Origin of the sequence: Synechococcus sp. LTW-R (assembly GCF_014217875.1) — a bacterium.
Taxonomy (GTDB): Bacteria; Cyanobacteriota; Cyanobacteriia; order PCC-6307; family Cyanobiaceae; genus Vulcanococcus.
This window is the reverse complement of the sequence record NZ_CP059060.1, coordinates 750,401-771,272: the sequence shown is the minus strand read 5'-3', so window position 1 is coordinate 771,272 and position 20,872 is coordinate 750,401. Positions and strand designations below refer to the sequence as shown.

The window sequence follows — 20,872 nt, the reverse complement described above, 5'->3', positions numbered from 1 at the left end:
CGGAGCGGCCACAATGACGGCAGCCGCAGCGCAGTCATGGTCGTTGAACGCCGGGTCTCGGAAGTCATGACCACGCCCGTTCGCAGCGTCAGCAACGAGACGCCGCTCCAGGACGCGGTGCAGTTGATGAGCGATCACCACATCAGCGGCCTGCCTGTTCTTGATGGCAACGGCACCCTGATTGGCGAGCTGACCGAGCAGGACTTGATGGTGCGCGAAAGCGGCTTTGATGCGGGCCCCTACGTGATGCTGTTGGACGCGGTGATCTACCTGCGCAACCCGCTGCAGTGGGACAAGCAGGTGCATCAAGTGCTGGGCAACAGCGTGGGCGAGGTGATGAGCCAGAGCCCCCACACCTGCAGCGCGGAGACCTTGCTGCCGGAGGCTGCACGGCTCTTGCATGAGCAGGGCACCCAACGGTTGTTTGTCCTGGATGCGCAGAAGCGTCCGCTGGGGGTGCTCACCCGCGGCGATGTGGTGCGGGCGCTGGCTTCGGCCTAGAGCGGCGGCGGCGCGGTCAAGGGAACCATGCTGGCGCCATTAATCGGCGGCAGCGGCCGCGGGGGCAGCAGGGGCGGCGGTGGCGGAGCACCCAGGGGCCTCTCCCCCGGTGGCGGGGCTTCGGCTGGGGCGAGGGCATCGAAGTCCCCGTCCACAAACTCGGGTGACGGCGGTAGGGACTGACCATCGAGCAGCACGAGGGGTGGCGGCAGGTCCGGGGCGTCGGGGGTGAGTTCGTTGTCCAGCTGGCTGTTGGCGGCGTTCTCCTGCAGTTCGCGCAGGGCCAGGGGGTCGGCGGTGATCGGCGGTTCCCGCAGCGGTGCACGCTTGCCGTCCCCGTGAGGCTGCGCCACGGGCGCCGGTGACCAGATCAGGCGGGCGACCGGCTCGACCCCCTGCTCCATCAGGCGGTTCAGTCCCGCGAGGGCTCGATCGGCGAGCTGTGCACCAAAGCTCTGGCCGCACTGCAGCGGATTGCTGCAATCCCGCTGCCCTAATCGGGGCGTGAGGCTGGCCAGCAGGTTGCCCCGCAGGGGGATGGCTCGGGGGCTGAGACGCAGCAGGTAGGGGACGTGGACAATGCTGGTGGCGCCGCCGCTGATCCAGTTGGCATCGGCCTCGGTGAAGCCCTTGACCCCGGGGATGATCAGGCGGCTTTTGGAGGCGTGATCGGGCAGGTAGGCGGCCTTAAAGCCGCGCTGGCGCGCCAGGCTTTTGGTTTGCTCAAGGGTGAGGCCGTCACGGCTCATCAGCACCTCGAGCCGTCCATCGCCCCGGAGGCCGATCATCATGCGGATCCGGGGCAGGTAGTAGCGGATCTGCTGCCCCATCGAGACGCTGTAGGCGCCGCGGTACTCCGGCGGCGGATCCAGCAGGTCGTTGTAGAGGCTGTGCAGTCCGCCGATAAAGGTGTCGTAACGAGCCGCCCGCTCTGGGGTGAGTTCGCCAAACCCAAAATTGGCGCCGCCGTCGTGGCGAATCCCGACAAAGGCCCGTTGGCGTGCCGCGGTCCGGTTGCGGCCCCTCCAGACCTGATCGCCCAACTTGAGGTCACCGAGGGGAACGGTGATTTCCCGGCCCAGGCCGTTGACGTGCCGCTCGTACATCGGCCCGGACACATAGGCCAGGGCAGCGCTGTCGTTGAAGGCGTCCTGTTCCCGATCCCAACCCTCGAGCAGGTCAATGCGGACCTTGCGCGGATCGAAATCGAGGGCGTAGACGTCCTGGTCGGGGAGATAGCGGAAGGGCTCCGCTTGGCCGTTGACCGGGATCAGCCGCGACGAGCCCGTCTTCGCGGGTTCCCCCTCCGGCAAGGGGGGAGCGATGGCGACGAAGAACGCAAAGAGACCCGCTGGGAGCCAGATCGGGATCCAGCGTTTGCGTCGCCAATGGGGGGCGCTTCGGTTTGGACGGTGGCGCTGCGGCGGAGTCCAGATGAAGGGACCAGAGATCTGCAATCTACGAAGAGCGCGGACCTAGGCCGGCAGTTTGAGGACCTGGTCCTCGGCGATCACCCAACGCTCCAGTCCAGCCGGGGCGGGGTGTCCGCCGGTGAGGTCACCGAAGGCCGGCAGCAGCAGCCGTTGTTGGACTTGATCCAGGCCAAAGCAGGGCAGCCGCAGACGATCGGCGCCCTGCCCGAGCTGCGCGACCGGATGGAGATGGCCGCAGATGTTCAGCAGGCCGGCTTGCGGCGGTCGCTCGGGTTCATGGCTGAGCCACCAGTCCCCCAGTTGCAGCGAGGGTTGCGCGCGCAGGGAGGGAAAGACGGCGCCGCGGTCATGGTTGCCGCCGACCAGAACGAGCTCGCAGCCCATTAAGTCGGGGAGGGCGGCGAGCTTCTCCTGCAGCTCGCCCGTCAGGCCGAGTCGGCTGTGGATCAGGTCACCGAGCACTAGCACCTGCTCGGGGCCCAGGCGGGTGCAGAGCGCGAGCAGGCGATTGAGGTTCCCCTGGTCGCCATCGCTTGGAAGGGAAATGCCCTGGGCCTGAAAGCTCTCGGCTTTACCGAGGTGCAGATCGGCCACGAGGAGGGCCCGTCGTTGGGGATCCCAGGCGGCCCGCTCGGGCAGCAGTTCGAGGGTGCTCGAGCCCCAGCTGAGGTTTGCGCGGCTGCTCAACGCTGGCCCATCACCCGTTGGTAGGCGGCCCGCTGTTGGGTGGCGGCAATGGTTGCCTGAACCTGGGGATAGGGACTGAGGTCGATCTGCGGGAAGAAGATCGGCAGGTAGGCCAGGTAGGCGTTGACGGCGCAATCGGCGACGCCCCAGTCGCCACCCATCAGGGGACCGTCCACGAGCTTGCGATCCAGCACCTCCATTAGGCGGGGGAATTCCCGTTCTCGGTTGGAGGGAACAAAGAGTGCGGTGGCCAGGGTCGCGTTCGCGAAGAGCACCCACTGCTGCGCCAGCCCCCGCTCAGCGGCGGTCTGACATTCCCCACCGAAGCGCTCCGCCAAATAGAGCAGGATCGCGCCGCTCTCAAACAGCTGGACCCGACCGCCGGGGAGAGCGGGATCCTCATCCACCAACGCCGGCACTTTCCCGAACGGGTTGATGGCGAGGTAGGGATCCCGGCGGTGTTCCCCAGCTTCCATATCGACGAACTGCCAGGTGTAGGGGATACCTCGCTCCTCCATGTACCAATGTGGAATTGTTGCTCGGCTTCTCAATCCACCGTAAAGCGTTATTGTCATTGGGTTCTCAATAGTTCTCAATAAATTGCTGATGTTGTAGTGGCCAGCAAGTGCAAACCGCCCGCTTGTGTGCATCACGCGCAAAGGTTATGACATTGGCACTCATGTAGGCTTAGCTTATTAAAAGCCTCAACCACCTGTAAAAACTTGAACTAGCAAACGGGTTGTGACCTGCATCTCTAATTGTGAGCTGGTTGTCAAATAGTTCCCTATTGCAGTAATTGTCCGGAACTAGCGATCCAATCTCTTGCCCGCTGACGCTGTAAGTAATGACTTTCTCTGAGGTCTCAATCTTGAATTCTTCTTTTGATTGAATAGTTCTCACTCCGCCTCTAATGAGTGTGATTGTGGCTTTGTCTAAGTTCGCAAGATTGGTCAGTAAGCTGAAGTCGCTAGATTGCTGCTTGTCGCCTTTTAGAAGCGCCCTGAGGTACTCGGTGATTTCAATATGAGTTTTATTGTGTGGTGTATGGATATCTAGATTTTGCGACAAATGGTCTTGGCCTTCGCATTCGCTACCTAGCCAAAAGATTGGTTCAACTAGGATCAGGTTAAGGCTTTTTGAATGTACCATTGCCTGTGTGGCAACAGTGAGCGCTACAGATGCTCCAAGTGAGTGTCCAATAACTGTCACGCTATCTGCAATGCCTTCTTTAAGTGATTGGTTTATTTCCCTCCTGGACAGTAGCTCCTCGGCAAGTCTCTCTGTCAGATTTTGTTCTGATCTCTCTATGTCTTTCTCGGCGCCGTGACCTGCAAGGTCGGGCATGTGAACTTCCTTGACGCCTGAGTCCTTTAGGACCAAGGCTGCACCTGCAATATTTCCATGGGACTGAAAGGCCCCATGTATAACGATTGCTATACGTCTGCCTTCGGAGTCTCTCATCGCTCAGCGGGAAGTAGCGCAAAATTCCGGTGCATATTGCGATTGTACTCGATGACACCTTTTTGTCTCGTGGGTGGATGTCAGTCTTTATGTATTCCCGCTGGTTTGTTCTGATTGGCTTCGTTGTGTGGATGTCGTTTTGTCAATTGATGCTTTCCGGCGTACTGGAGCAGATAATTATGTCGACAAGCACTAAAAGAAGTCGCACCTGTAGTCATCCAATCATGTGATGTAGGCACGGCTGCGGGCGTCTCCGAACAGGGTGAGGGCCATCGATCAGGAGGAGATCGGCCTGAGCGTATCCGTCCCGCTCAGCCGCGGTCAGCTTGGCCAATTGTTTCCAGACTGAAGACGTTGGCACTGGCTTGGCCTTGGCCGCACCCCCTGTTCTGCTGAGCTTGGCGCCCCTGCTGGTGGGCCGTGCCCGACGCGGTGTCGTGGGCAGCAGTCGTTACGCCAAGACGCTGCGGGAGTCCGTGCGTCAGGCCGCCGCGGATGGTCAGCGGCGCGCGGTCTTCATCCTCGGAGAACCGGGGCTGGAGAAGGACAACCTGGCGGCGTTGATCCACTTCGGATCCCCCCAGCGCAAGGAGTTGATGCTGCGCCTGGACGCAGCCTTGCTGAAGGCCGATGGGAGCGACCTGCTCGAGCCCCTCGAGGCCTCGGATGGCCGCTCCCTCCTTGAGCTCGTTGGCGAGGGCTCACTCCTGATCGATCAGCTCGACCGTGCCCCAGAGGGCCTCAAACCGTTCCTCCTGGAGCTGCTTGAGGGGCGGCACGGCTTCCGGGGACGCCTGTTCTTCACCTCAGAGACGGTCTGCCCCGACGTGGAGCGGCGCTGCAGCCTGATTCGAGTGCCGCCGCTGCGGGTGCGCCGGCAGTACCTTGGGGAATGGCTGCGCTACGGGATCCGATTGCGCAGCCGCAAACTCGGCTGGCCCCAGTCCCTTGAGGTGTCCGAGGCGGTGATTAAACGCCTCCAGGCCTACGACTTCCCGAACAACATTCGCGAGCTCGAGACCCTGGTCTACCGGGCCCTGCAGCAGATCCGGCGCCAGGAGGGCAGCACGGTGCAGGCACTGATTCCGGAGGACGTCTTTTGGACGCCGCCTCGCCAACAGCGCTATCGCTTCGACATCTGGCGCTGGAAGCCTCAACTCAGGGAGTGGATGCGGGCCCCACGGCTCTGGAACACCCTCCTCTTTGGCCTGGTCAGCTGGCTGTTCGTTCTGGTGAATCTCTGGCTCTGGCTGGGGCCGCAGGACCGGGCCCACAACGGCGCCCTGAACCTCTTCTGGGCCTGGTGGTGGCCGTTGATCCTGCTGGGCTTCCCCCTGGTTGGCCGTCTCTGGTGTTCCTTTTGCCCATTCATGGTCTGGGGTGAGATCAGCCAACGGTTGGCGCGAGCCCTGGGTTGGTAACCCGCCCGCTGGCCCCGCGGGGAGAGTGACCAGTGGGCCTCCCCCCTGCTGGCGGCCGGCTTTGCCCTGATCCTGCTCTGGGAGGAGGTCTGGAACCTCCAGAACACGGCCTGGTTGAGCAGCTGTTTGCTGTTGTTGATCACGGCTGGCGCGGTGATTGGCTCATTGCGCTTTGAGAAGCGCTTTTGGTGCCGCTATCTCTGCCCCGTTGGCGGGATGAACGGGCTCTTCGCGAAGTTGTCAGTGCTCGAGCTCCGCGCCCAGGTCGGCACCTGCAGCGGCAGTTGCAGCAGCTATGCCTGCTTCAAAGGCGGACCGGCCGATGGCGAGGGGCTGGCCACTGCGGGTTGCCCTCTGGGCACCCATCCGGCCCACCTCAACGACAACCGGAACTGTGTTCTGTGTCTGACCTGCGCCCAGGCCTGCCCCCATCGCTCGGTGCAGCTCGCCTTGCGGCCACCTGCCGCCGACATCCAGCGGAAGATGGACGTGCCCCCTGGAGAGCCCAGCCTGCTGCTGGTGCTGGCCGGCGACTTCTGTTTGCACCAGGCCCCTCGCCTGCTGGGGTGGATTCCTGGTGCTCCGTTGAGCCTGGTGGAGGGGCCACTGCTGCCCCGATTGCTCCTGGCTCTGCTGGCTCTCTCGATCCCGGCGCTGCTCTACGGGCTGGCCTGGTTGGTCTTCAGCCGTCAACGTCTCCGCCGCACGCTGTATGGACTCCTGCCCCTGATTTGGGCGCTGTTGTTAGCCCGGCATCTGCCCTTGGGCATGGGCGAAGCCGGACAGCTGCTGCCTGTCAGCCTCTCGCCATTCGCGGGGACTTGGATCCAGTCCATGCCGTCTTGGCAGGCGGATGCCCATGTGATCGCGTTTTGCCAGAGCCTGGTCGTCTTGCTCGGCTGGGCCTCCAGCGTGGTGCTGCTGCGGCGTCAGTTGGCGACCCATCGGGCCGTCTGGCTGGGGGCCTCAGGTCTGGCCGTTGCCCTGGCCTTCGCGGGCCGCTGGTTGGTGGCGGTCTGATCCCCGCCAGCACCCACTGGGTATGGCCCGGACAAACCTCACCTGCTGGCGGGTTCCGAGATACACCCAGGCCTCGCGACAATCGGCAAGCACGTGCAACGTGCGTTGGTAGAGCCGGGGTGCTCCTTCGAAGTGATCCAGGGCCTGAAGCTGCTGCGCGTTCAGTCGATAGAGCTCGCCATTGACGGGTGTCTCGGCTTGCGCGTTGGCGATGGCCATCGGGAAGGGTCCGAGGTCGTAGAGCTCGAGGCCCTGGAGCTCCGCGGTTCCCTCAAACGTTGCGCCGGCCAGCTGATGGTGAAAGCGCTCCCCGCGTTTCAGGCTGCCGTAGACGAACACCAGGCCGACATAATCAGGTCTTCCGCCGGGCCCACCTATGACGATTGCGTTGCTGATTGCTCTGGCCGGTTCCTTGGGGGCAATGGCGTGGATCGTTCGCCGTCTGGAGAAGAAGTCCTGATCGTTTGGCGGCCCTAGATGGCCCAGAACTCTTGATCGCAGTCCCTGTGCCTGGGGGCCAGGTCGATCTCGTGATCAGGGAAGAGATCTCGGCCGAGATGCCAGGCCTGCTCCATGCTTTCCGCCTGGAGAGGAATGGTCAGGGTGCGGTGGGGCAGGTTGACGCTCAGCTCGTAGAAGAACATCCGCGGCCACCAGCTCTATCCGGTTGGTAGCGAGAGATTGTCGTTTTGGTGTGAATCCCCCCTGGATTCAACCGAAAGCGTTCTGGAAGACCGCCTGGACGTTGGCATGGCCGTGGATGAGCAGGGCCGCCGAGAGCGGCACCACGGCGAGCACGAGCGCCAAGAACAGGATGGAGAGGGGGCGGTGGTTGTTCATGGGCCGCATTGTCGCGCTCTGTTTGGGTGAGCTGACGCGTGCCAAAAAAAGCATCGTTCTGGCGGCTTTTCCGCTTAGGAGGGCAGGCCTTGGATGGAACGGCGCCGATGGATGGGCTGGCTCGGGAGCGGCTGGGACGGATCAACCCTGAGGTGTTGGCCGATCTGTTGAAGCTGACTCCCGAACAGCGCCGTCAGATGGTTCAACAGCTGGCCGCCAAAAACACGAGCGACGGGACCGTCCCCGTTGAGGTGGCCATGCGCGCTGCCCAGATCGCGAAGGCCTCCGGAGAGTCCCTAGGTCCCGCTTGATTGGAAGTCCTTCAGCCATCGCACGAGGGCTTTCTCGCTGCTCTGGAGTTCCTCGATCGAGCCGTAGAGCCAGTCCTGCCAGCCCTCCTGCGGTAGGCCGCTGAAGACCATCAGGTTGAGCGGATAGTCCTCGGAATCGCTGCAGCGGCGGAAGTCATCGCGGTAGAGGAAGACGGGCTTGCCGAGGGCAATCGCGGCGCCCAGTTCGAGCATGACCCCCTCGTCGGGAGGCGTGCCGTTGACGATGGCGAGGAGGGCATCGGCGTCCCGGACGTCCTGCAGATCCGCCTGGGCCACACGCCAGGCCCAGCCTGGTTCCGCGAGGTCCACTTGGTCGTTGCGCGAGAAGGGTTCCCAGACCTCCAGGCCGAGCTGTTCGAGGGCGCTAACAAAATCCGGCAGCAGGCGGGTCCGCCAGTGGGCGGAGAAGCCGTAGGGAGAGGCCAGGTAGAGCCGAGGTTTAGTCATGGGAGCGGGAAGCGCGGTACTGCTCTTTATCGGCGAGGGCGGCTTCGGCGTTCTCCCAGGGGAAGAGGATCCACTCGGGGTCGGCTTGAACCTCGAGGGCCTGCCACCAGAGCGGCGGCACCTTGCTGATCCAGACGAGGGTCGTCAGGTCGGAGCGCTCGCGGTAGGGCGCAACGGTGCGCCCGGTCTCGTAGATGTCATCGACGACGAGACATCCGGCCTGCGGCTGCTCCAGCAGGGGGATGCCGAGGCGATGGCTCAGGCAGACCGCCAGGACGAGACCGCCGCGGGGAACGCCGTAGACCCCGGACAAGGAGCACGATGCGAGCCGCGCGATGGCGCTGTCTAGGGCCCGGTCAAAGTCAGCCCAGCTGAGGGTGCGCATGCGCCTGGTTCCGGTCCCCAGAGCATGAGCCATAGCCCACTGAGATGGGCTGCGGCGCGGCCAATCGAGAGAACGGCCAAGCCGATGCAGAGGGGACAGTGCAGGGGGCTCATCCGCTCAGCATGCAGGCTTTGCGACCGTCCGTTCGGATTCCCGCTGAATCTTCATGGGAGCGGCTACAAGGGGAGGGCGATGGATGGGGCCCGATGCGCCTGCTGCTGGTCTTGGCGCTGCTGTTGGCCGGCTGTCAGGGCAGCGAGGACAGTCAGGAGGTAGTTGTGAAGACCAGCTCCGGTCAACGCCTCCTGGTGGAGGAGGACTCGGTGCAACTGGAGGACCGTCGCATTGCCCAGCGGGTGAATCTCGACTCCCTCAAAGCCGAGATCGCCTGGGCGAAAAAGAACGTGGACTTCATCGAGCGCGACGGCATTCCCGTTGACTTCTGGCAGAAGGATCTCGAGGGGGATCAGGCCCGTCTGGCCGCCGCTGAGGCCTTACTGGAGAGTGAGCGCGAGCATGGTGTTCTCTATCGCGTGGCCCGCTTCGCTCCAGTCGTCGAAGGCCCGAAGGGAGAACGCCAACGGCTTCCTCGGGTCACGGCCTACTGCGTCCGGGAGGACCTGCCCGGCGTGGCGCAGAATCTGGCGCGCTTCAAGATCAGCCAAGGGGCGTTGAATTCCTCGGACCCCAGGGAGGTGTTGGTGGCCAAGTTGTGCCGCCGCTATGCCAACTTCCCGGTCCTTGGCTCCCAGACCTCGCCATAAAAAAGCCCCCGGACGGGGGCTTGGGTCTTGTCTCTGCGTGCTGGCATCAAAGCGTGAAATCAGCGGGTTGAATAGCCGGCATGGCAGCCCAGGAGAAACGCGAGCAAAAGCGTCTGGGCCGGCCCGGTTCCGGATGGCTGCGCTCGGCCTGCGGTACCAAGGTGGTGCGCATCACCACGATTGATCCGACGGCCCACGCCCAGTGGTGCGAAGTGGTCAACGCCGATCTGGCGAGTGACGGAGCGATCCAGGCCTTCCACAACAGCCGAATGCTCCGCTACAACGCGGTCCGCCTCTGGCAGAACCTGCTGCGACAGGGCTGGAGTCAGGTGCCCCCCCAGTGGTGATCAAGCTGAAGCGAAGCGGGCCTTGAGGCTCTGCCACCAGCGCACCAGCACCGACCACCAGTGCTTCACCCCGTGTTGGCTCGTCTTCGGCCGTGCCATGGCGGCTTCGCAGGGCCTGGGGCTGAGCGGTCGAAAGCCATCCACAAACGAGAGGGCCTCCGCGTGGACCTGCTGCTCGAGCCTGTGGCGGGCAGCGGAGCGATTCCGTGACACAGACATGGGCGACCTCGCGTACCAGCCTTGTTATTGCTGCGGCGTCGCTGCTCAGCAATGAGTTCTGATGCCTAATCCGCGTCCGGCTGAACGCCGTTGTCGCGGTAGGGGCAGCCTTTCCAGCAGAGGGAGCTGGGTGTGATCACGGTGTGCCAAGCGCGGCAGTAGCTGTTCTCTGAACGGAAGTAAGGGCATTGCCCGCATCAGGTGAGAAGGCTGCCCCAGTGGAGGGCATTACCGTCCTGGTGAGCGGGCACCGCAAAACGTGAGTGGAACAACCCCAGGGCCAACTCCAAGGCCTCTGCTTCGGTTATGGCCTGCTGCAGCCGCTTTTCCCAGCTCTTGCTAGAGCCGGAGGGTGGGTCCACGGGGACTCGCCTTTGGTGTTCGCTTAGACGGCGATGGTGCGCAAACGGTGGATTGGTAATGGCCAGCTCCAGGAGTTGGAGCAGCACTACATCCAGGCGATGTACCGCTACAACGAGGCCCTCGAACAAGGCCCGACCGTGGCCTCGAAGGCGCGGCGTGAGATGGTTCGCCTTGAGGTTGAAGTCCGGCGTCTGCGCTACGGCTACTGAACGCGTCCTCAGCGTTCGGCTTTCGTCGCTTCCGCGATTAGGCGCTGCACGCGATCGAGAACGGACTCATTGCTGAGTCGGTTGTTGAGTCGCTCCACGAGAAGGGGGAAGGCCAGGGGACCGGGCCGTTGGGTTCGCTCCATCAGCCATTCACTGGACGCCATGCGCTCCAGGACCGTGCGGAGGCGTTGCGTTTCCAGTTGCTCCTCGAGCACTTCCCGGCGTGCCTGCTCGAGCAAGAGGTGGTTGGGCTCGTGTTTTTGGAAGACGTCAAAGAGCAGGGCCGCACTGATCTGCAGTTGCCCCCCCGTTTTGTTCTGTCCGGGCATGGACTGGGTGACCAAGCCGCTGACCTGGGCGATCGAGCGAAAGCGACGCCGGCACAGCTCTGAGAAGTTCAACGCCTGCTCAAGGTCGTCATCGAGGTTGGCGACGTCGAGCAGTTCGTCGCCATGGAGCTCGATCAGTTCATCGAAGGGGTAGCGCTTCGGGGCGAGGAGCTCAAAGCCGTAGTCGTTGATCGAGACCGTGATCGTGCTGGGCCGGTAGCGCGCCAGGCGCCAGGCCCAGAGGAATCCGATGCCCTCATGGACAAACCGCCCTTCAAAGGGAAAGACGAACAGGTGACTGCCTTCGCGGCTTGAGCAGACCTCCAGCAAAATCTGCTCGCGCCTGGGGATGCGTGAGAGATCCGCTTGGCGCTGCAGCAAGGGCCGCAGGGCGCGCAGTTCAGGTGTGTCCAGCTCCGCGTCATCGCTGAGGCCTTGGGCGCAGCGATCGACCTCCTCCCGCAGATGGCTGCTCAGCAGGTCCGAGAGCGCCATCTGTCCCCCCGCCCAGGCCGGCACGGTGGAGCTCTTGCGGGTGGTGGCCTTGACCTGGGCCGTCATCTCCCGCAGCCGCACGAACTCCAGCTGGCGGCCGGCAAAAAAGAAAACATCACCGGGTTTCAGCCGCCCGATGAAGGCCTCTTCCACATGGCCAAGAACGGCCCCACGTACAAAGCGCACCGTGACGGAGCGGTCTGCGGTGATCGTGCCGATGTTGAAGCGATGGTGCCGCGCAATCGTCTTGTCGAGCACCCTGTAGCGATAGGGCTGGCCCTCCTCGGCGGGTTCGTCGCTGCCGGGCTGGCAGCGCACCAATTTGCAGTAGCGGGGGTAGGCCCCCAGGCATTGCCCTCCGTGCTCCAGAAAATCCAGGCACCACTGCCATTGGCTCTCGCTGAGGCCGCGGAAGCTCCAGCTCCTGCGGACCGTCTCCAGCTCTTGGGACGGTTCAAACCCAGGGCCGCAGGCCAGGGTCACCAGATGCTGGAGCAGGACATCTAGGGGGAGTTCCGGTGGTTTGCGGTGTTCCACCAAGCCATCGGCCAGTCCCCGCCGCATCGCCGAGACCTCGAGTAACTCCAGGGCGTTCGTTGGCATGAAGAGCACCTGCGAGGTGCCGCCTGGGCAGTGGGCGCTGCGGCCCGCACGCTGCAACAGTCGGGCCAGATTTTTGGCACTGCCGATTTGCACGACCCGCTCCACCGGCTGGAAGTCCACACCGAGGTCTAGGGAGCTCGTACAGACCACCCAGCGCAGATCCCCCGCCTTGACCGCCGCCTCAATCGCCTCGCGCTCCGTCCGGTCGATGGCGCTGTGGTGCAGCGCCAGGGCGTCTTCCATCTCCGGGCAGGCGAAGCGCAGGCATTGGTGCCAGCGCTCCGCCTGGTTGCGGGTGTTGGTGAAGAGCAGGGTGCTGATGGCCGGATCCAGTCCGGCGACCAACTCCTCGTACATCCGCAGGCCGAGGTGACCGCCCCACGGGAAGCCATCGATCTGTTCGGGTAAGAGGCTGCGGATCGCGGTCTCCCGTTGCAGTTGGGCCGTCACGATCAGGGGCTTGGCTGCCGTTGAACCCAGGGCTGCCCGGGCCGCCTCCTCGAGGTTGCCGATCGTCGCGCTGATCGCCCAGGTGCGCAGCGTGGGCCGCAGCTGCCTGAGCCAGCTCAGGCAGAGCTCGCACTGGCTCCCCCGTTTGCTGCCCATGAGCTCGTGCCACTCGTCGATCACCACCGCCTGCAGCCCCTCAAACAGCTGCGGGGCCTTCGGGTTGGCCAACAGAACGCTCAGGGATTCCGGTGTCGTAATCAGGATTTCAGGGGGAGTGCGCAGCTGCTTGCTGCGTTCGTAGGTGCTCGTGTCGCCATTGCGAATCCCGACTCGCAGCGGCCAGCCCATCGCCTCGATCGGTTGCTCGATCGCCAGGGCCAAGTCCCGTGAGAGGGCGCGCAGGGGGGTGATCACGAGCAACCGCAGCCCCTTCCCGCCGCGCTCGAGCATCTCGGCCATGGGACCCATCACGGCCCCGTAGGTCTTGCCCGAGCCGGTGGGCACCTGCAGCAGTCCGCTCTGCCCCTCCAGGTAGGCCCGCCAGACCTCTTCTTGAAAGGCCATCGGCGTCCAGCCTTGGCTGCGGAACCAGTCCTGAATCGGCTGCAGCGTTGCGCTCATCGGCCCTCCATCAGGGCCAGGGCCGTGGCGACGCTGTCGGCTTCTGCGGCGGGTTTGTCCTGCCGCCAGCGGCTGATCCGCGGGAAGCGCACCGCGAGACCGCACTTGTGGCGTTTCGAGGGTTGCAGACCTTCAAAGGCCAATTCGAACACCAGGGTTGGCTCCACGGCACGCACCGGCCCAAAGCGTTCGGTGGTGTGGGCCCGGATCCACCGATCCACCTGGCGAATTTCCCCGTCGTCGAGTCCGGAGTAGGCCTTGGCGAAGGTCACCAACTCGCCCTCGTCATTCCAGAGTCCAAAGCTGTAATCCGTGTAGAGGTTGGCCCGTCGACCGCTACCGGACTGGGCGTACAGCAGCACCGCATCAAGGTGAAACGGCTCCAGCTTGTGTTTCCACCAGTGGCCCCGTTTGCGCCCCACCAGATACGGCGAGGACTTGGCCTTGAGCATCAAGCCCTCCGCCCCCTTCTGGCGCGCCTGCTCCCGCAAGCCCTCGAGCTCACCCCAACCCCTCAGGGGTGGTGTCTCCGAGAGGCGCAGCCGTGAGGTCCCATCCCGCTCGGTCTCGCTCCAGCTCTGAACGAGCGCTCCCAACCGCCGGCGGCGTTGCTCGAGCGGGGTCTGACGCTGGTCCATCCCGTCCAGTTCCAGCAGGTCATAGGCCATGAAGGCCGCTGGACAGTCCTTTTGCAGCGCCCGGCTTGGGGCCTTGCGCCCCAGGCGCCGTTGCAGGGTGGCAAAGGGTTCCGGGGTGCCCGAGTCCGCGTGCCAAATCAAGACCTCGCCATCGAGCACCGTCCCCTGGGGTAAGGACTCCGCCAGGTCGATCAGCTCAGGGAAGGCCTCATTGATCAAGTCTTCACCGCGGCTCCAGAGGCTGCAGCCACCACTGCGGTGGATCAGCTGCCCGCGGATGCCGTCCCACTTCCACTCCACCTGCCACTGATCGGCGGGGGTCTGCTCGATCTGCTCGCGTTCGATCGGGCTGGCCAGGAAAAACGGGAAGGGACGGGCGGCGAGCGCATCCGCATCACTGGCCTCTGCGGTCAGGGCCCCATAGCTCTCGGCCGATGGGTTGAACCCTCCCATCAGGCGATGGGCAATCAGGGCCTCATCGAGTCCAGCGCTGCGGGCGACGCCCCGGGTCACCAGACCGGTGGAGACGCCCACGCGAAAGCCACCGCTCAGCAACTTGTTGATCAGCAGCAGCTCCCCAGTCGGGAGGCTTTGCCAGGTGCGCACCACCGCGGCCTCCTGCGCCTCCCCCTCCGCTTCCGCCAGCGTGGGCAAGACCTGCACCATCCACTCGCTCAGGCTGCGCTCGCCACTCGGCGCCGTTGGACCGGCTTGCTGTTGGCTCCACAGCAGTGAGACCGTTTCTGCGGAATCACCCACTTGATTGCTACAGGCCTCGAACAACCAATCCGGTAGGCCGACCGCATGCAGGCAGATCTCCCTGAGGCGTCGTCCACTGATCAGCCGTTTGCGCCGTTTCCCCATCAGGAGGGCGAGGGCCCAGGCGGCATCTCCAGGAGGGGCACTGCGGAAGTAGGCCTCGAGGGCCCCCAACTTGGCCGTGGTGCTGCTGGTGCCATCCAGCTCGGCAAACAGCTGGGAGAAGGCCTTCATGGCGTCTCCTCCTCGTCAAAGCGTTCGGCTTCAAAGGCCCCTTCGAGGGGTTCCGCGTTAATCCCCTCGAGCTCCCGTAGATATCTGGAGAGGACCGTGCTTTGACCGTGGGTCACATAGACCTGCTGCGCTCGGCTCTCCTGCACACTGCGCACCAATCCCGCCCAGTCGGCGTGATCGCTCATGACAAAACCGCGGCCATAGCCCCGTCGCCGGCGGGCACCGCGGACCGCCATCCAGCCGCTGACGAAACCGTTCTGTGCCTTGGCCAGCCGAGCCATGCCGCTGCTGCGGTGGGCGGCCGGTGGTGCAATGACGAGACGCCCCGCCAAGGACTCCCCCTTCGGCACCTGGGAGAGAGGCATTGTCGGCGGCATAGCGACGCCCGCCTCGCGATAGGGCCCCATCAGTCGATCGACGGCGCCGTGGAGCAGGACCGTGTCCTCCACTCCCAGTTGATGCAGCTCCGCGAGCACGCGCTGTGCCTTGCCAAAGGCGTAACAGAAGAGCACTGATGGCTTCTCCGGCTCGGTCTGCCACCAGCTCTGGATTTGGCGGGCGACCGCCGCTCCGGTTTCCCAGCGGTAGATCGGGAGGCCGAAGGTGGCTTCGCTGATGAAGACGTCCGCCTGGACGGGTTCGAAGGGCGTGCAACTGGGGTCGTGGCAGCGCTTGTAATCGCCACTGACCAACCAGCTCTCCCCACCGGCTTCCAGGCGGATCTGGGCCGATCCGAGGACATGGCCGGCGGAATGAAAGGAGACCCTCGCCTCGCCAATGCGGTTGAGTTCGCCGTAGCCCACTGGCAGCAGGTTGATCTCTGCCCCCAGCCGCTCCCGCAGGATTCCTTCGCTGGAGGCCACCGCCCAATACTCGCCGCAGCCAGGCCGGGCATGGTCCGCGTGGGCGTGGGTGATCAGGGCCCTGGGGACCGGCCGCCAGGGATCGATCCAGGCGCCAGCCGCCGCGCAGTAGAGACCCTCCGGGGTGAGCTCCAACAGGCCGCCTGGGGCGAGGGGCATGGGCGCTGGGCGGCGTGATCGGCCTGAATCATGACCACGGACCTTCCAGGACTGCGTTTTGGCGCTAGCTAGGGGGAAGCCCCTGCTGCCCGTGCGATGGCCCTGCAAGCGTTCCGCGATGAGTTGGCCAGCACCGCAGCGGCCTTGGCCGCCCCGGGGACGGGACTCTTGGCGGCCGATGAATCCACCGGGACCATCGGCAAACGCTTCGACGCGATCGACCTCGAGAACAGCGAAGAGAACCGGCGCGCCTACCGCAGTCTTCTGGCCACGACCCCGGGCCTCAGCGATCACATCTCCGGTGTGATCCTCTTCGAAGAAACCCTCTTCCAGGACAGCACCAAGGAGGCGGGCGGAACGCCGATCACGGAGCTCTTTCAAGCCCAGGGCATCGTCCCCGGGATCAAGGTCGATGAGGGGGTGGAGCCCCTCGCCGGCGGTTTGAGCGGCGAGACCTGGTGCACCGGCTTGAAGGGCCTCGCGGAGCGGGCAGCCCGCTACTACGAACGGGGCGCGCGCTTTGCCAAGTGGCGCGCCGTCCTCCAGATCAGCGCCAGCGGCTCCCCCTCCGAGCTCTCGGTGCGCGAGAACGCCTGGGGCCTGGCTCGCTATGCCCGGACCGTGCAGGAGCAGGGGTTGGTGCCCATCGTGGAGCCGGAAATCCTGATGGATGGTGACCACGACATCACCACCACCGCGGCCGTTCAGGAGTGGGTGTTGCGCACCACCTACGAGGCACTTGCGGTCAACGGCGTCTTCCTTGAAGGCAGCCTCCTCAAGCCATCGATGACCTGCGCTGGGGCGAGCTGCTCCCAGCAGCCCAGTGCCGAGGAGGTCGGGGAGTTCACGGTTCGAACCCTGAGGCGCACGGTTCCTTCGGCCGTTCCCTCGATCCTGTTTCTCAGTGGCGGCCTCAGCGAAGAAGACGCCAGCCTCTGCTTGAACGCCATCAACCAGGTGGCGGCTCGCTGTGGTGCCCCCTGGCACTTGGGTTTCTCCTACGGCCGGGCGCTCCAGCACTCCTGCATCAAGAACTGGGCGGGCAAGGACCTCAAGGCTGGCCAGGCAGCCCTCTTGGCGCGGGCGCGGGCCAATGGGGCCGCCAGCCTGGGCAGCTATGTCCCCGGCTCGGAACCCTCCGATGACAGCAGCTTGTTTGTCGCGAACTACAGCTACTGAGCCTGAACTCAGCGGCTCATCTCCAGCATTTTTTGGATTGGCGCGAGGGCCCGCAGGCGCATCGCCTCATCCATCTCGATGGCGGGGCTGAGGTCGCTCAGGCACTGCCAGAGCTTCTCGAGCGTGTTGAGGCGCATGTAGGGACAGGCGTTGCAGCTGCAGCCATCGGCGCCGGGCACCTCAAAGAAGGACTTGCCTGGGACCGCCTTGCGCATCTGGTGCAGGATCCCGGGCTCGGTCAGCACGATGAAGGCCTCGGCTGGGCTGGCTTCCGAGCGGCGCAGCAGAGCACTGGTGGAGCCGATGAAATCAGCGTGGTCGAGCAGGTGCTGCTGGCATTCGGGGTGGGCCAGCACTTCGGCACCGGGGTGATCGAGCTTCAGTTGCAGTAGGGCCTGCTCGCTGAAGGTCTCGTGGACGATGCAGCTGCCAGGCCAGAGGGTGAGTTCTCGCCCGCTTTGGCTTTGCACCCAACGTCCGAGGTTTTGATCCGGTGCAAACAGGATCGGTCGATCGGCCGGCAGCTGTCGGACCAGATCAACGGCATTGCTGCTGGTGCAGATCAGATCGCTCTGCGCTTTCACCGCGGCCGAGCAGTTGATGTAGCTGACCACGAGGTGGTCGGGGTGCTCGGCCCGGAACTGGGCGAAGCCATCCGCGGGGCAGGCGTCCGCCAGGGTGCAGCCAGCCTCCAGGTCCGGCAGCAACACGGTCTTCCGCGGGCTGAGGATCTTGGCGACCTCGGCCATGAAGTGCACCCCACAGAAGACGATGACGTCCGCATCGGTGGCGGCCGCCTTCCGGGAGAGTTCCAGCGAGTCGCCGATGAAATCAGCGACGTCCTGGATCTCAGGCTCTTGGTAGTAGTGGGCCAGGATCACGGCATTGCGCTGCCGTTTCAACGCGGCGATTGCCTCCGGGAGATCCCGGTGAGCAGGGCAACCGAAGGAGGTGTTCTGGGCTGCCGCGAAAACCAAGGCTCTGGCCCTAAGTGGTGCAGGATGGCGGAAGCCTAGGCACCGCTTGGCCACCCTCCGCATTGTCATCGCCGGTGATCTGCATGGCCAGTGGGATGGTCTGGATGAAGAGGTCTTGGCGGCACTTGCGCCCGACGCCCTCTTGTTGGTCGGTGACCTGAGCGACGGTCAGCAGCTGATCCCCAAGCGGCTGACGCGCCTGAGCCTGCCGATGGCCTGCATCCTCGGGAACCACGACACCGGTCGCGATGCCAGCGGTCGCACCCTGCAACGTCAATTGGACCTGTTGGGTGACCTCCATTGCGGCTGGGGTCTGCGGGAGTTGCACCCACCGGGGCTGGCCGTCGTCGGCGCTCGGCCCGCCAGTGCCGGTGGCGGTCACTACCTCAACCGCGCTGCCGAAGCGGTCTTTGGACCGGTCGGCTTGGAGGAGTCCGCTGAACGCATCCATGCGGCGGCCCTCTCGGCCGATCCGCACCTGCCCCTGGTGGTGCTGGCCCATTCCGGACCGAGCGGTTTGGGGAGTGGGGCCGCCGATCCCTGTGGGCGGGATTGGAAGGCGCCCGCCTGCGATTGGGGTGATCAGGACTTGGCACTCGCGATCGATCGGATTCGCCGCAGCCGTCCCGTCCCCTTGGTGGTCTTTGGCCACATGCATCACCGCCTGAAGCGTGGCCAGGGGGAGCGGCAGAGCTTCAGCCGGGACCGTTCCGGAACCACCTATCTCAATACCGCCTTTGTTCCCCGTCACGGGGAGGACCCCCAGGGCCGAGCGCTGCGGCACTTCAGCTGGGTTGAGTTTGAGGACGGCGTCCTCCAGGAGGTGTCCCACCGCTGGTTCAGCCACGGGGGGACGCTCCCTTACCGCCAGACCCTCTTTCGGGCGGAGGTGGCCTAGCGATGCTGCTGTATGTCTGCATCAGTGGCCACGGGTTTGGCCATGGATCACGGGTCGCCGCGGTCTTGAACGCCGTCCACCGCCTGCAGCCGAGCTGGCGCATCGTGCTCTCGACGCCCTTGCCCGCGTCGTTTCTCGCGCTGGCCTTTGCCGAGATTCCTTTTGAACAGCGCGACCTGCGCTGGGACGTGGGGGTGATTCAGGCCGATGCCCTCGGCGCTGATCCGGACGCCACCTTGGCGGCTTTGGAGGCTGTTGAGCAGCAGATGCCGCAGCAGATCGAGCAGGAGCTGGCTTGGTTGCAGCAGCAAGGGGACTCGGTCCTGGTGCTTGCTGATGTTCCTCCGGCGGCCGCCCGCTTGGCCTTGGCCTTGGAGGCACCGCTGGTCTGGATGGGCAATTTCGGCTGGGATGCCATCTACGGGCCCATGGGTGGTGCCTTGACGGCTTGGGCGGACCGCGCCCTGGAGCAGTACCGCCAAGGCACGGCCCTGCTGCGTTGTCCGTTCGCGATGGAGATGGACTGGGGACTGCCGAGCGAGGAGATCGGTTTGACCGCCGGGCAGCCGCGCCTGGATCCCGAGCGGGTCCGTGATCAACTGGGTCTGACCTCAGCGCCCGAGCGGACGGTGCTGATGGGCTTTGGCGGCCTCGGCCTGCAGCTGGACTCCAGGCTCTTTGAACGCTGGCCTGGGCATCACTTTTTGGTCAGTGATCCCGGGCTCCACTGCGAGGCGGTGAATGTCAGCGTCATTCCCAAGGAGCTCCGCCCCCTCGAGTGCATGCCGCTCTGCAGCCGGGTGATCACGAAGCCCGGTTACAGCACTTTCTGTGAGGCGATGACCATGGGATTGGGGGTGCACCTGGTGCATCGGGACGGCTTTGCCGAGGCTCAGGTTTTGGAGGTAGCCCTGCAGCGCCATGCTCCCCATCGCTTATTGAGTCGCGCGCAGCTGGAGCAGGGGGACTGGCAGTTGGATCGCCCCCTCGTACCGGCTTCGGGCGCTGGATTGAGCCCCGATGGCCCGCAGCAGGCGGCCCGTTTCTTCAGCGGCTTGGCGCTCGGCTGAGGACGAGGCAGGCAAGCTTTCGAATTTTGTTCTTTTTGCGACTCAAAACTCCAGTCCAAGAGTGATTTAAATCACTCTTTTGAATTCTTGATGCTTGTGGACGGTTATTGCACTGTCATGAATTACTTGCGTCGCTGACGGTTAGTTAGGCAAGCTCTCCGCATCCAATTGATTAGTTGCCATACTCACGCAGAGTTATACCTGCGCTTCTGTTGACGGCTTTTTGATTCGGTGCGCCCGACCCCTGGTCACCCTTTATTTAGGGCCCCCTTGACGTGCGCTGTTCTCTGCTTTTGATGGTTTGACCGCTCAGATCTCCTCGAAGTCGATGGCTCCTTCGAGCGCTGCGCGTTCTCTCTTCTCCCTCCCGGTTGCATCCCTGCTGGGTGTCTCGGCTCTGCTGGCCCCCGTGCCCGCCCTGGCCGATGCCGGTCAGTCCAAGCCTCAGGCCGCCAATGCTGAGACCCTCAGCCTGCTGCCGGCGCTTCCTCCTGTCCCTCGCCAGCCCGCCGCGCCCCGTTCTCGCCTGGCGATGCTGGATGCCAGCGATGGTCAGATCACTCCAGGCGGGCCCTTCCGCTACGCGATCACGCCTGAGCGCCGCGCCCTGCTGAACACGATTCGCTTCGCCGAAGGCACCTGGGCCCGCGGTGAGGATCTGGGCTACCGCGTGATGTTTGGCGGTGGCCTGATGGGCGGAATGGATCGCCATCCGAACCGGGTGATCTATTCCGGTCGCTATGCCAGCGCCGCCGCCGGGGCTTACCAGTTCATGCCCTTCACTTGGACCATGGCCAGCCAAAAACTGGGCCTGGCTGGGTTTGGCCCCCATGTTCAAGACCAGGCCGCCATCTTTTTGATTCAGCGCCGCGGTGCCCTCGCTCTGGCTGATCGCGGAGAGTTCACCCCGGAGCTTGCCGCCAAGCTCGCTCCCGAATGGGCCTCGTTCCCGACCCTGGCTGGCTACAGCTATTACGGCCAGCCGGTCAAGCGCTACGCGGCCCTGAAGGCCTTCTATGAGCAGAGCCTGGCCCAGTTGAAGACCCTGGCGGACCCCCCCCAGGAGCCGGTGGTCGAGCTCCCGACTTGCGAGCCGGTCCAGTCCCTGCGTTGCCGTCTCGAGGCCCTGGATCGGATTGGACCCAAGCCGAAGAGCCTGGGCATCTAG

Annotated in this window: 23 protein-coding genes and 1 pseudogene; 10 read left to right on the top strand and 14 right to left on the bottom strand. The window is 64.4% G+C overall.

From position 1 onward, the window contains the following. Positions 1-36 precede the first annotated feature (36 nt). A complete protein-coding gene (locus H0O22_RS04390) occupies positions 37-501 on the top strand; it encodes a CBS domain-containing protein (protein ID WP_185187779.1) in 465 nt (154 codons plus the stop codon). On the opposite strand, the gene H0O22_RS04385 is transcribed toward H0O22_RS04390, so the two are convergent. The 4 genes from H0O22_RS04385 to H0O22_RS04370 all read right to left on the bottom strand — a co-directional run bounded on the left by H0O22_RS04385 (position 498) and on the right by H0O22_RS04370 (position 4,082). Beyond that, positions 498-1,958: a hypothetical protein gene (locus H0O22_RS04385; RefSeq protein ID WP_370521479.1), complete on the bottom strand. Its 1,461-nt coding sequence runs from the start codon at positions 1,956-1,958 to the stop codon at positions 498-500. The genes H0O22_RS04390 and H0O22_RS04385 overlap by 4 nt on opposite strands. An 18-nt stretch (positions 1,959-1,976) precedes the next feature. Then, entirely contained in the window at positions 1,977-2,621 is a 645-nt protein-coding gene (gene pdeM / locus H0O22_RS04380) for a ligase-associated DNA damage response endonuclease PdeM (RefSeq protein ID WP_185187778.1), read from the bottom strand. Next, positions 2,618-3,196, bottom strand: a complete 579-nt coding sequence (locus H0O22_RS04375) for a glutathione S-transferase family protein (protein WP_185187777.1) — start codon at positions 3,194-3,196, stop codon at positions 2,618-2,620. The genes pdeM and H0O22_RS04375 overlap by 4 nt, the downstream gene beginning before the upstream one ends. 112 nt (positions 3,197-3,308) lie before the next feature. Continuing rightward, complete coding sequence (locus H0O22_RS04370) at positions 3,309-4,082, bottom strand: alpha/beta hydrolase (protein WP_185187776.1); 774 nt, start codon at positions 4,080-4,082, stop codon at positions 3,309-3,311. Between the two features lie 365 nt (positions 4,083-4,447). Between H0O22_RS04370 and H0O22_RS04365 the strand changes: the two are divergent. Then, a pseudogene (locus tag H0O22_RS04365) lies at positions 4,448-6,523 on the top strand (4Fe-4S binding protein). Here H0O22_RS04365 and H0O22_RS04360 read toward each other — a convergent pair. The 3 genes from H0O22_RS04360 to H0O22_RS13290 form a co-directional block, all read right to left on the bottom strand. Next, positions 6,470-6,862 carry a gamma-glutamylcyclotransferase gene (locus H0O22_RS04360; RefSeq protein WP_185187775.1) on the bottom strand — a complete coding sequence of 131 codons (393 nt, stop codon included), beginning with the start codon at positions 6,860-6,862 and terminating at the stop codon, positions 6,470-6,472. The pseudogene H0O22_RS04365 and the gene H0O22_RS04360 sit on opposite strands and share 54 nt — an antisense overlap. Before the next feature lie 134 nt (positions 6,863-6,996). Then, a complete protein-coding gene (locus H0O22_RS04355; protein ID WP_185187774.1) occupies positions 6,997-7,167 on the bottom strand; it encodes a hypothetical protein in 171 nt (56 codons plus the stop codon). Between the two features lie 67 nt (positions 7,168-7,234). Continuing rightward, on the bottom strand, positions 7,235-7,363 hold the full coding sequence (locus H0O22_RS13290; RefSeq protein WP_255439465.1) for a hypothetical protein: 129 nt from the start codon (positions 7,361-7,363) through the stop codon (positions 7,235-7,237). A gap of 107 nt (positions 7,364-7,470) precedes the next feature. Here H0O22_RS13290 and H0O22_RS04350 point away from each other — a divergent pair, with 107 nt between their 5' ends. Then, positions 7,471-7,674, top strand: coding sequence for a hypothetical protein (locus tag H0O22_RS04350; protein ID WP_185187773.1), 204 nt, complete (start codon positions 7,471-7,473; stop codon positions 7,672-7,674). Here H0O22_RS04350 and H0O22_RS04345 read toward each other — a convergent pair. Both H0O22_RS04345 and H0O22_RS04340 read right to left on the bottom strand, forming a co-directional pair. After that, on the bottom strand, positions 7,660-8,142 hold the full coding sequence (locus H0O22_RS04345; RefSeq protein WP_185187772.1) for a nucleoside 2-deoxyribosyltransferase: 483 nt from the start codon (positions 8,140-8,142) through the stop codon (positions 7,660-7,662). The genes H0O22_RS04350 and H0O22_RS04345 overlap by 15 nt on opposite strands. Next, positions 8,135-8,527 carry a phosphoribosyltransferase gene (locus H0O22_RS04340; protein ID WP_185187771.1) on the bottom strand — a complete coding sequence of 131 codons (393 nt, stop codon included), beginning with the start codon at positions 8,525-8,527 and terminating at the stop codon, positions 8,135-8,137. The genes H0O22_RS04345 and H0O22_RS04340 overlap by 8 nt, the downstream gene beginning before the upstream one ends. Before the next feature lie 206 nt (positions 8,528-8,733). Between H0O22_RS04340 and H0O22_RS04335 the strand changes: the two genes are divergently transcribed. Next, a complete protein-coding gene (locus tag H0O22_RS04335; RefSeq protein WP_185187770.1) occupies positions 8,734-9,291 on the top strand; it encodes a hypothetical protein in 558 nt (185 codons plus the stop codon). An 80-nt stretch (positions 9,292-9,371) separates the two neighbouring features. After that, positions 9,372-9,638 carry a DUF1651 domain-containing protein gene (locus H0O22_RS04330; protein ID WP_185187769.1) on the top strand — a complete coding sequence of 89 codons (267 nt, stop codon included), beginning with the start codon at positions 9,372-9,374 and terminating at the stop codon, positions 9,636-9,638. Here H0O22_RS04330 and H0O22_RS04325 read toward each other — a convergent pair whose 3' ends face one another. After that, positions 9,639-9,857 carry a hypothetical protein gene (locus H0O22_RS04325; protein WP_185187768.1) on the bottom strand — a complete coding sequence of 73 codons (219 nt, stop codon included), beginning with the start codon at positions 9,855-9,857 and terminating at the stop codon, positions 9,639-9,641. It abuts the gene before it with no gap. 395 nt (positions 9,858-10,252) lie between these two features. Between H0O22_RS04325 and H0O22_RS04320 the strand changes: the two genes are divergently transcribed. Beyond that, on the top strand, positions 10,253-10,429 hold the full coding sequence (locus H0O22_RS04320; protein WP_185187767.1) for a hypothetical protein: 177 nt from the start codon (positions 10,253-10,255) through the stop codon (positions 10,427-10,429). Between the two features lie 8 nt (positions 10,430-10,437). On the opposite strand, the gene H0O22_RS04315 is transcribed toward H0O22_RS04320, so the two are convergent. From H0O22_RS04315 to H0O22_RS04305, 3 genes are read right to left on the bottom strand one after another with little or no spacing between them, the layout of a single operon-like run. After that, the gene (locus H0O22_RS04315; RefSeq protein ID WP_185187766.1) at positions 10,438-12,927 is read right to left on the bottom strand and encodes a ligase-associated DNA damage response DEXH box helicase; all 2,490 of its coding nucleotides are present in this window, start codon (positions 12,925-12,927) and stop codon (positions 10,438-10,440) included. Continuing rightward, the gene (locus H0O22_RS04310) at positions 12,924-14,558 is read right to left on the bottom strand and encodes an ATP-dependent DNA ligase (RefSeq protein ID WP_185187765.1); all 1,635 of its coding nucleotides are present in this window, start codon (positions 14,556-14,558) and stop codon (positions 12,924-12,926) included. The genes H0O22_RS04315 and H0O22_RS04310 overlap by 4 nt, the downstream gene beginning before the upstream one ends. Further along, complete coding sequence (locus H0O22_RS04305; protein ID WP_185187764.1) at positions 14,555-15,580, bottom strand: ligase-associated DNA damage response exonuclease; 1,026 nt, start codon at positions 15,578-15,580, stop codon at positions 14,555-14,557. Before H0O22_RS04305 ends, H0O22_RS04310 begins: the two co-directional genes overlap by 4 nt. Before the next feature lie 96 nt (positions 15,581-15,676). On the opposite strand from H0O22_RS04305, the gene H0O22_RS04300 reads away from it, so the two are divergent. Continuing rightward, a complete protein-coding gene (locus H0O22_RS04300) occupies positions 15,677-16,759 on the top strand; it encodes a class I fructose-bisphosphate aldolase (RefSeq protein WP_185187763.1) in 1,083 nt (360 codons plus the stop codon). Between the two features lie 8 nt (positions 16,760-16,767). Here H0O22_RS04300 and nadA read toward each other — a convergent pair whose 3' ends face one another. Continuing rightward, on the bottom strand, positions 16,768-17,736 hold the full coding sequence (gene nadA / locus H0O22_RS04295; protein ID WP_185187762.1) for a quinolinate synthase NadA: 969 nt from the start codon (positions 17,734-17,736) through the stop codon (positions 16,768-16,770). 46 nt (positions 17,737-17,782) lie between these two features. On the opposite strand from nadA, the gene H0O22_RS04290 reads away from it, so the two are divergent. The 3 genes from H0O22_RS04290 (at position 17,783) to H0O22_RS04280 (ending at position 20,872) form a co-directional block, all read left to right on the top strand. Continuing rightward, positions 17,783-18,634 (top strand): TIGR04168 family protein, encoded by an 852-nt coding sequence (locus tag H0O22_RS04290; protein ID WP_255439464.1) that lies wholly within the window; start codon positions 17,783-17,785, stop codon positions 18,632-18,634. A 2-nt stretch (positions 18,635-18,636) separates the two neighbouring features. Next, positions 18,637-19,704, top strand: a complete 1,068-nt coding sequence (locus H0O22_RS04285) for a hypothetical protein (RefSeq protein WP_185187760.1) — start codon at positions 18,637-18,639, stop codon at positions 19,702-19,704. A gap of 328 nt (positions 19,705-20,032) precedes the next feature. Further along, on the top strand, positions 20,033-20,872 hold the full coding sequence (locus tag H0O22_RS04280; protein WP_255439463.1) for a glycoside hydrolase family 104 protein: 840 nt from the start codon (positions 20,033-20,035) through the stop codon (positions 20,870-20,872).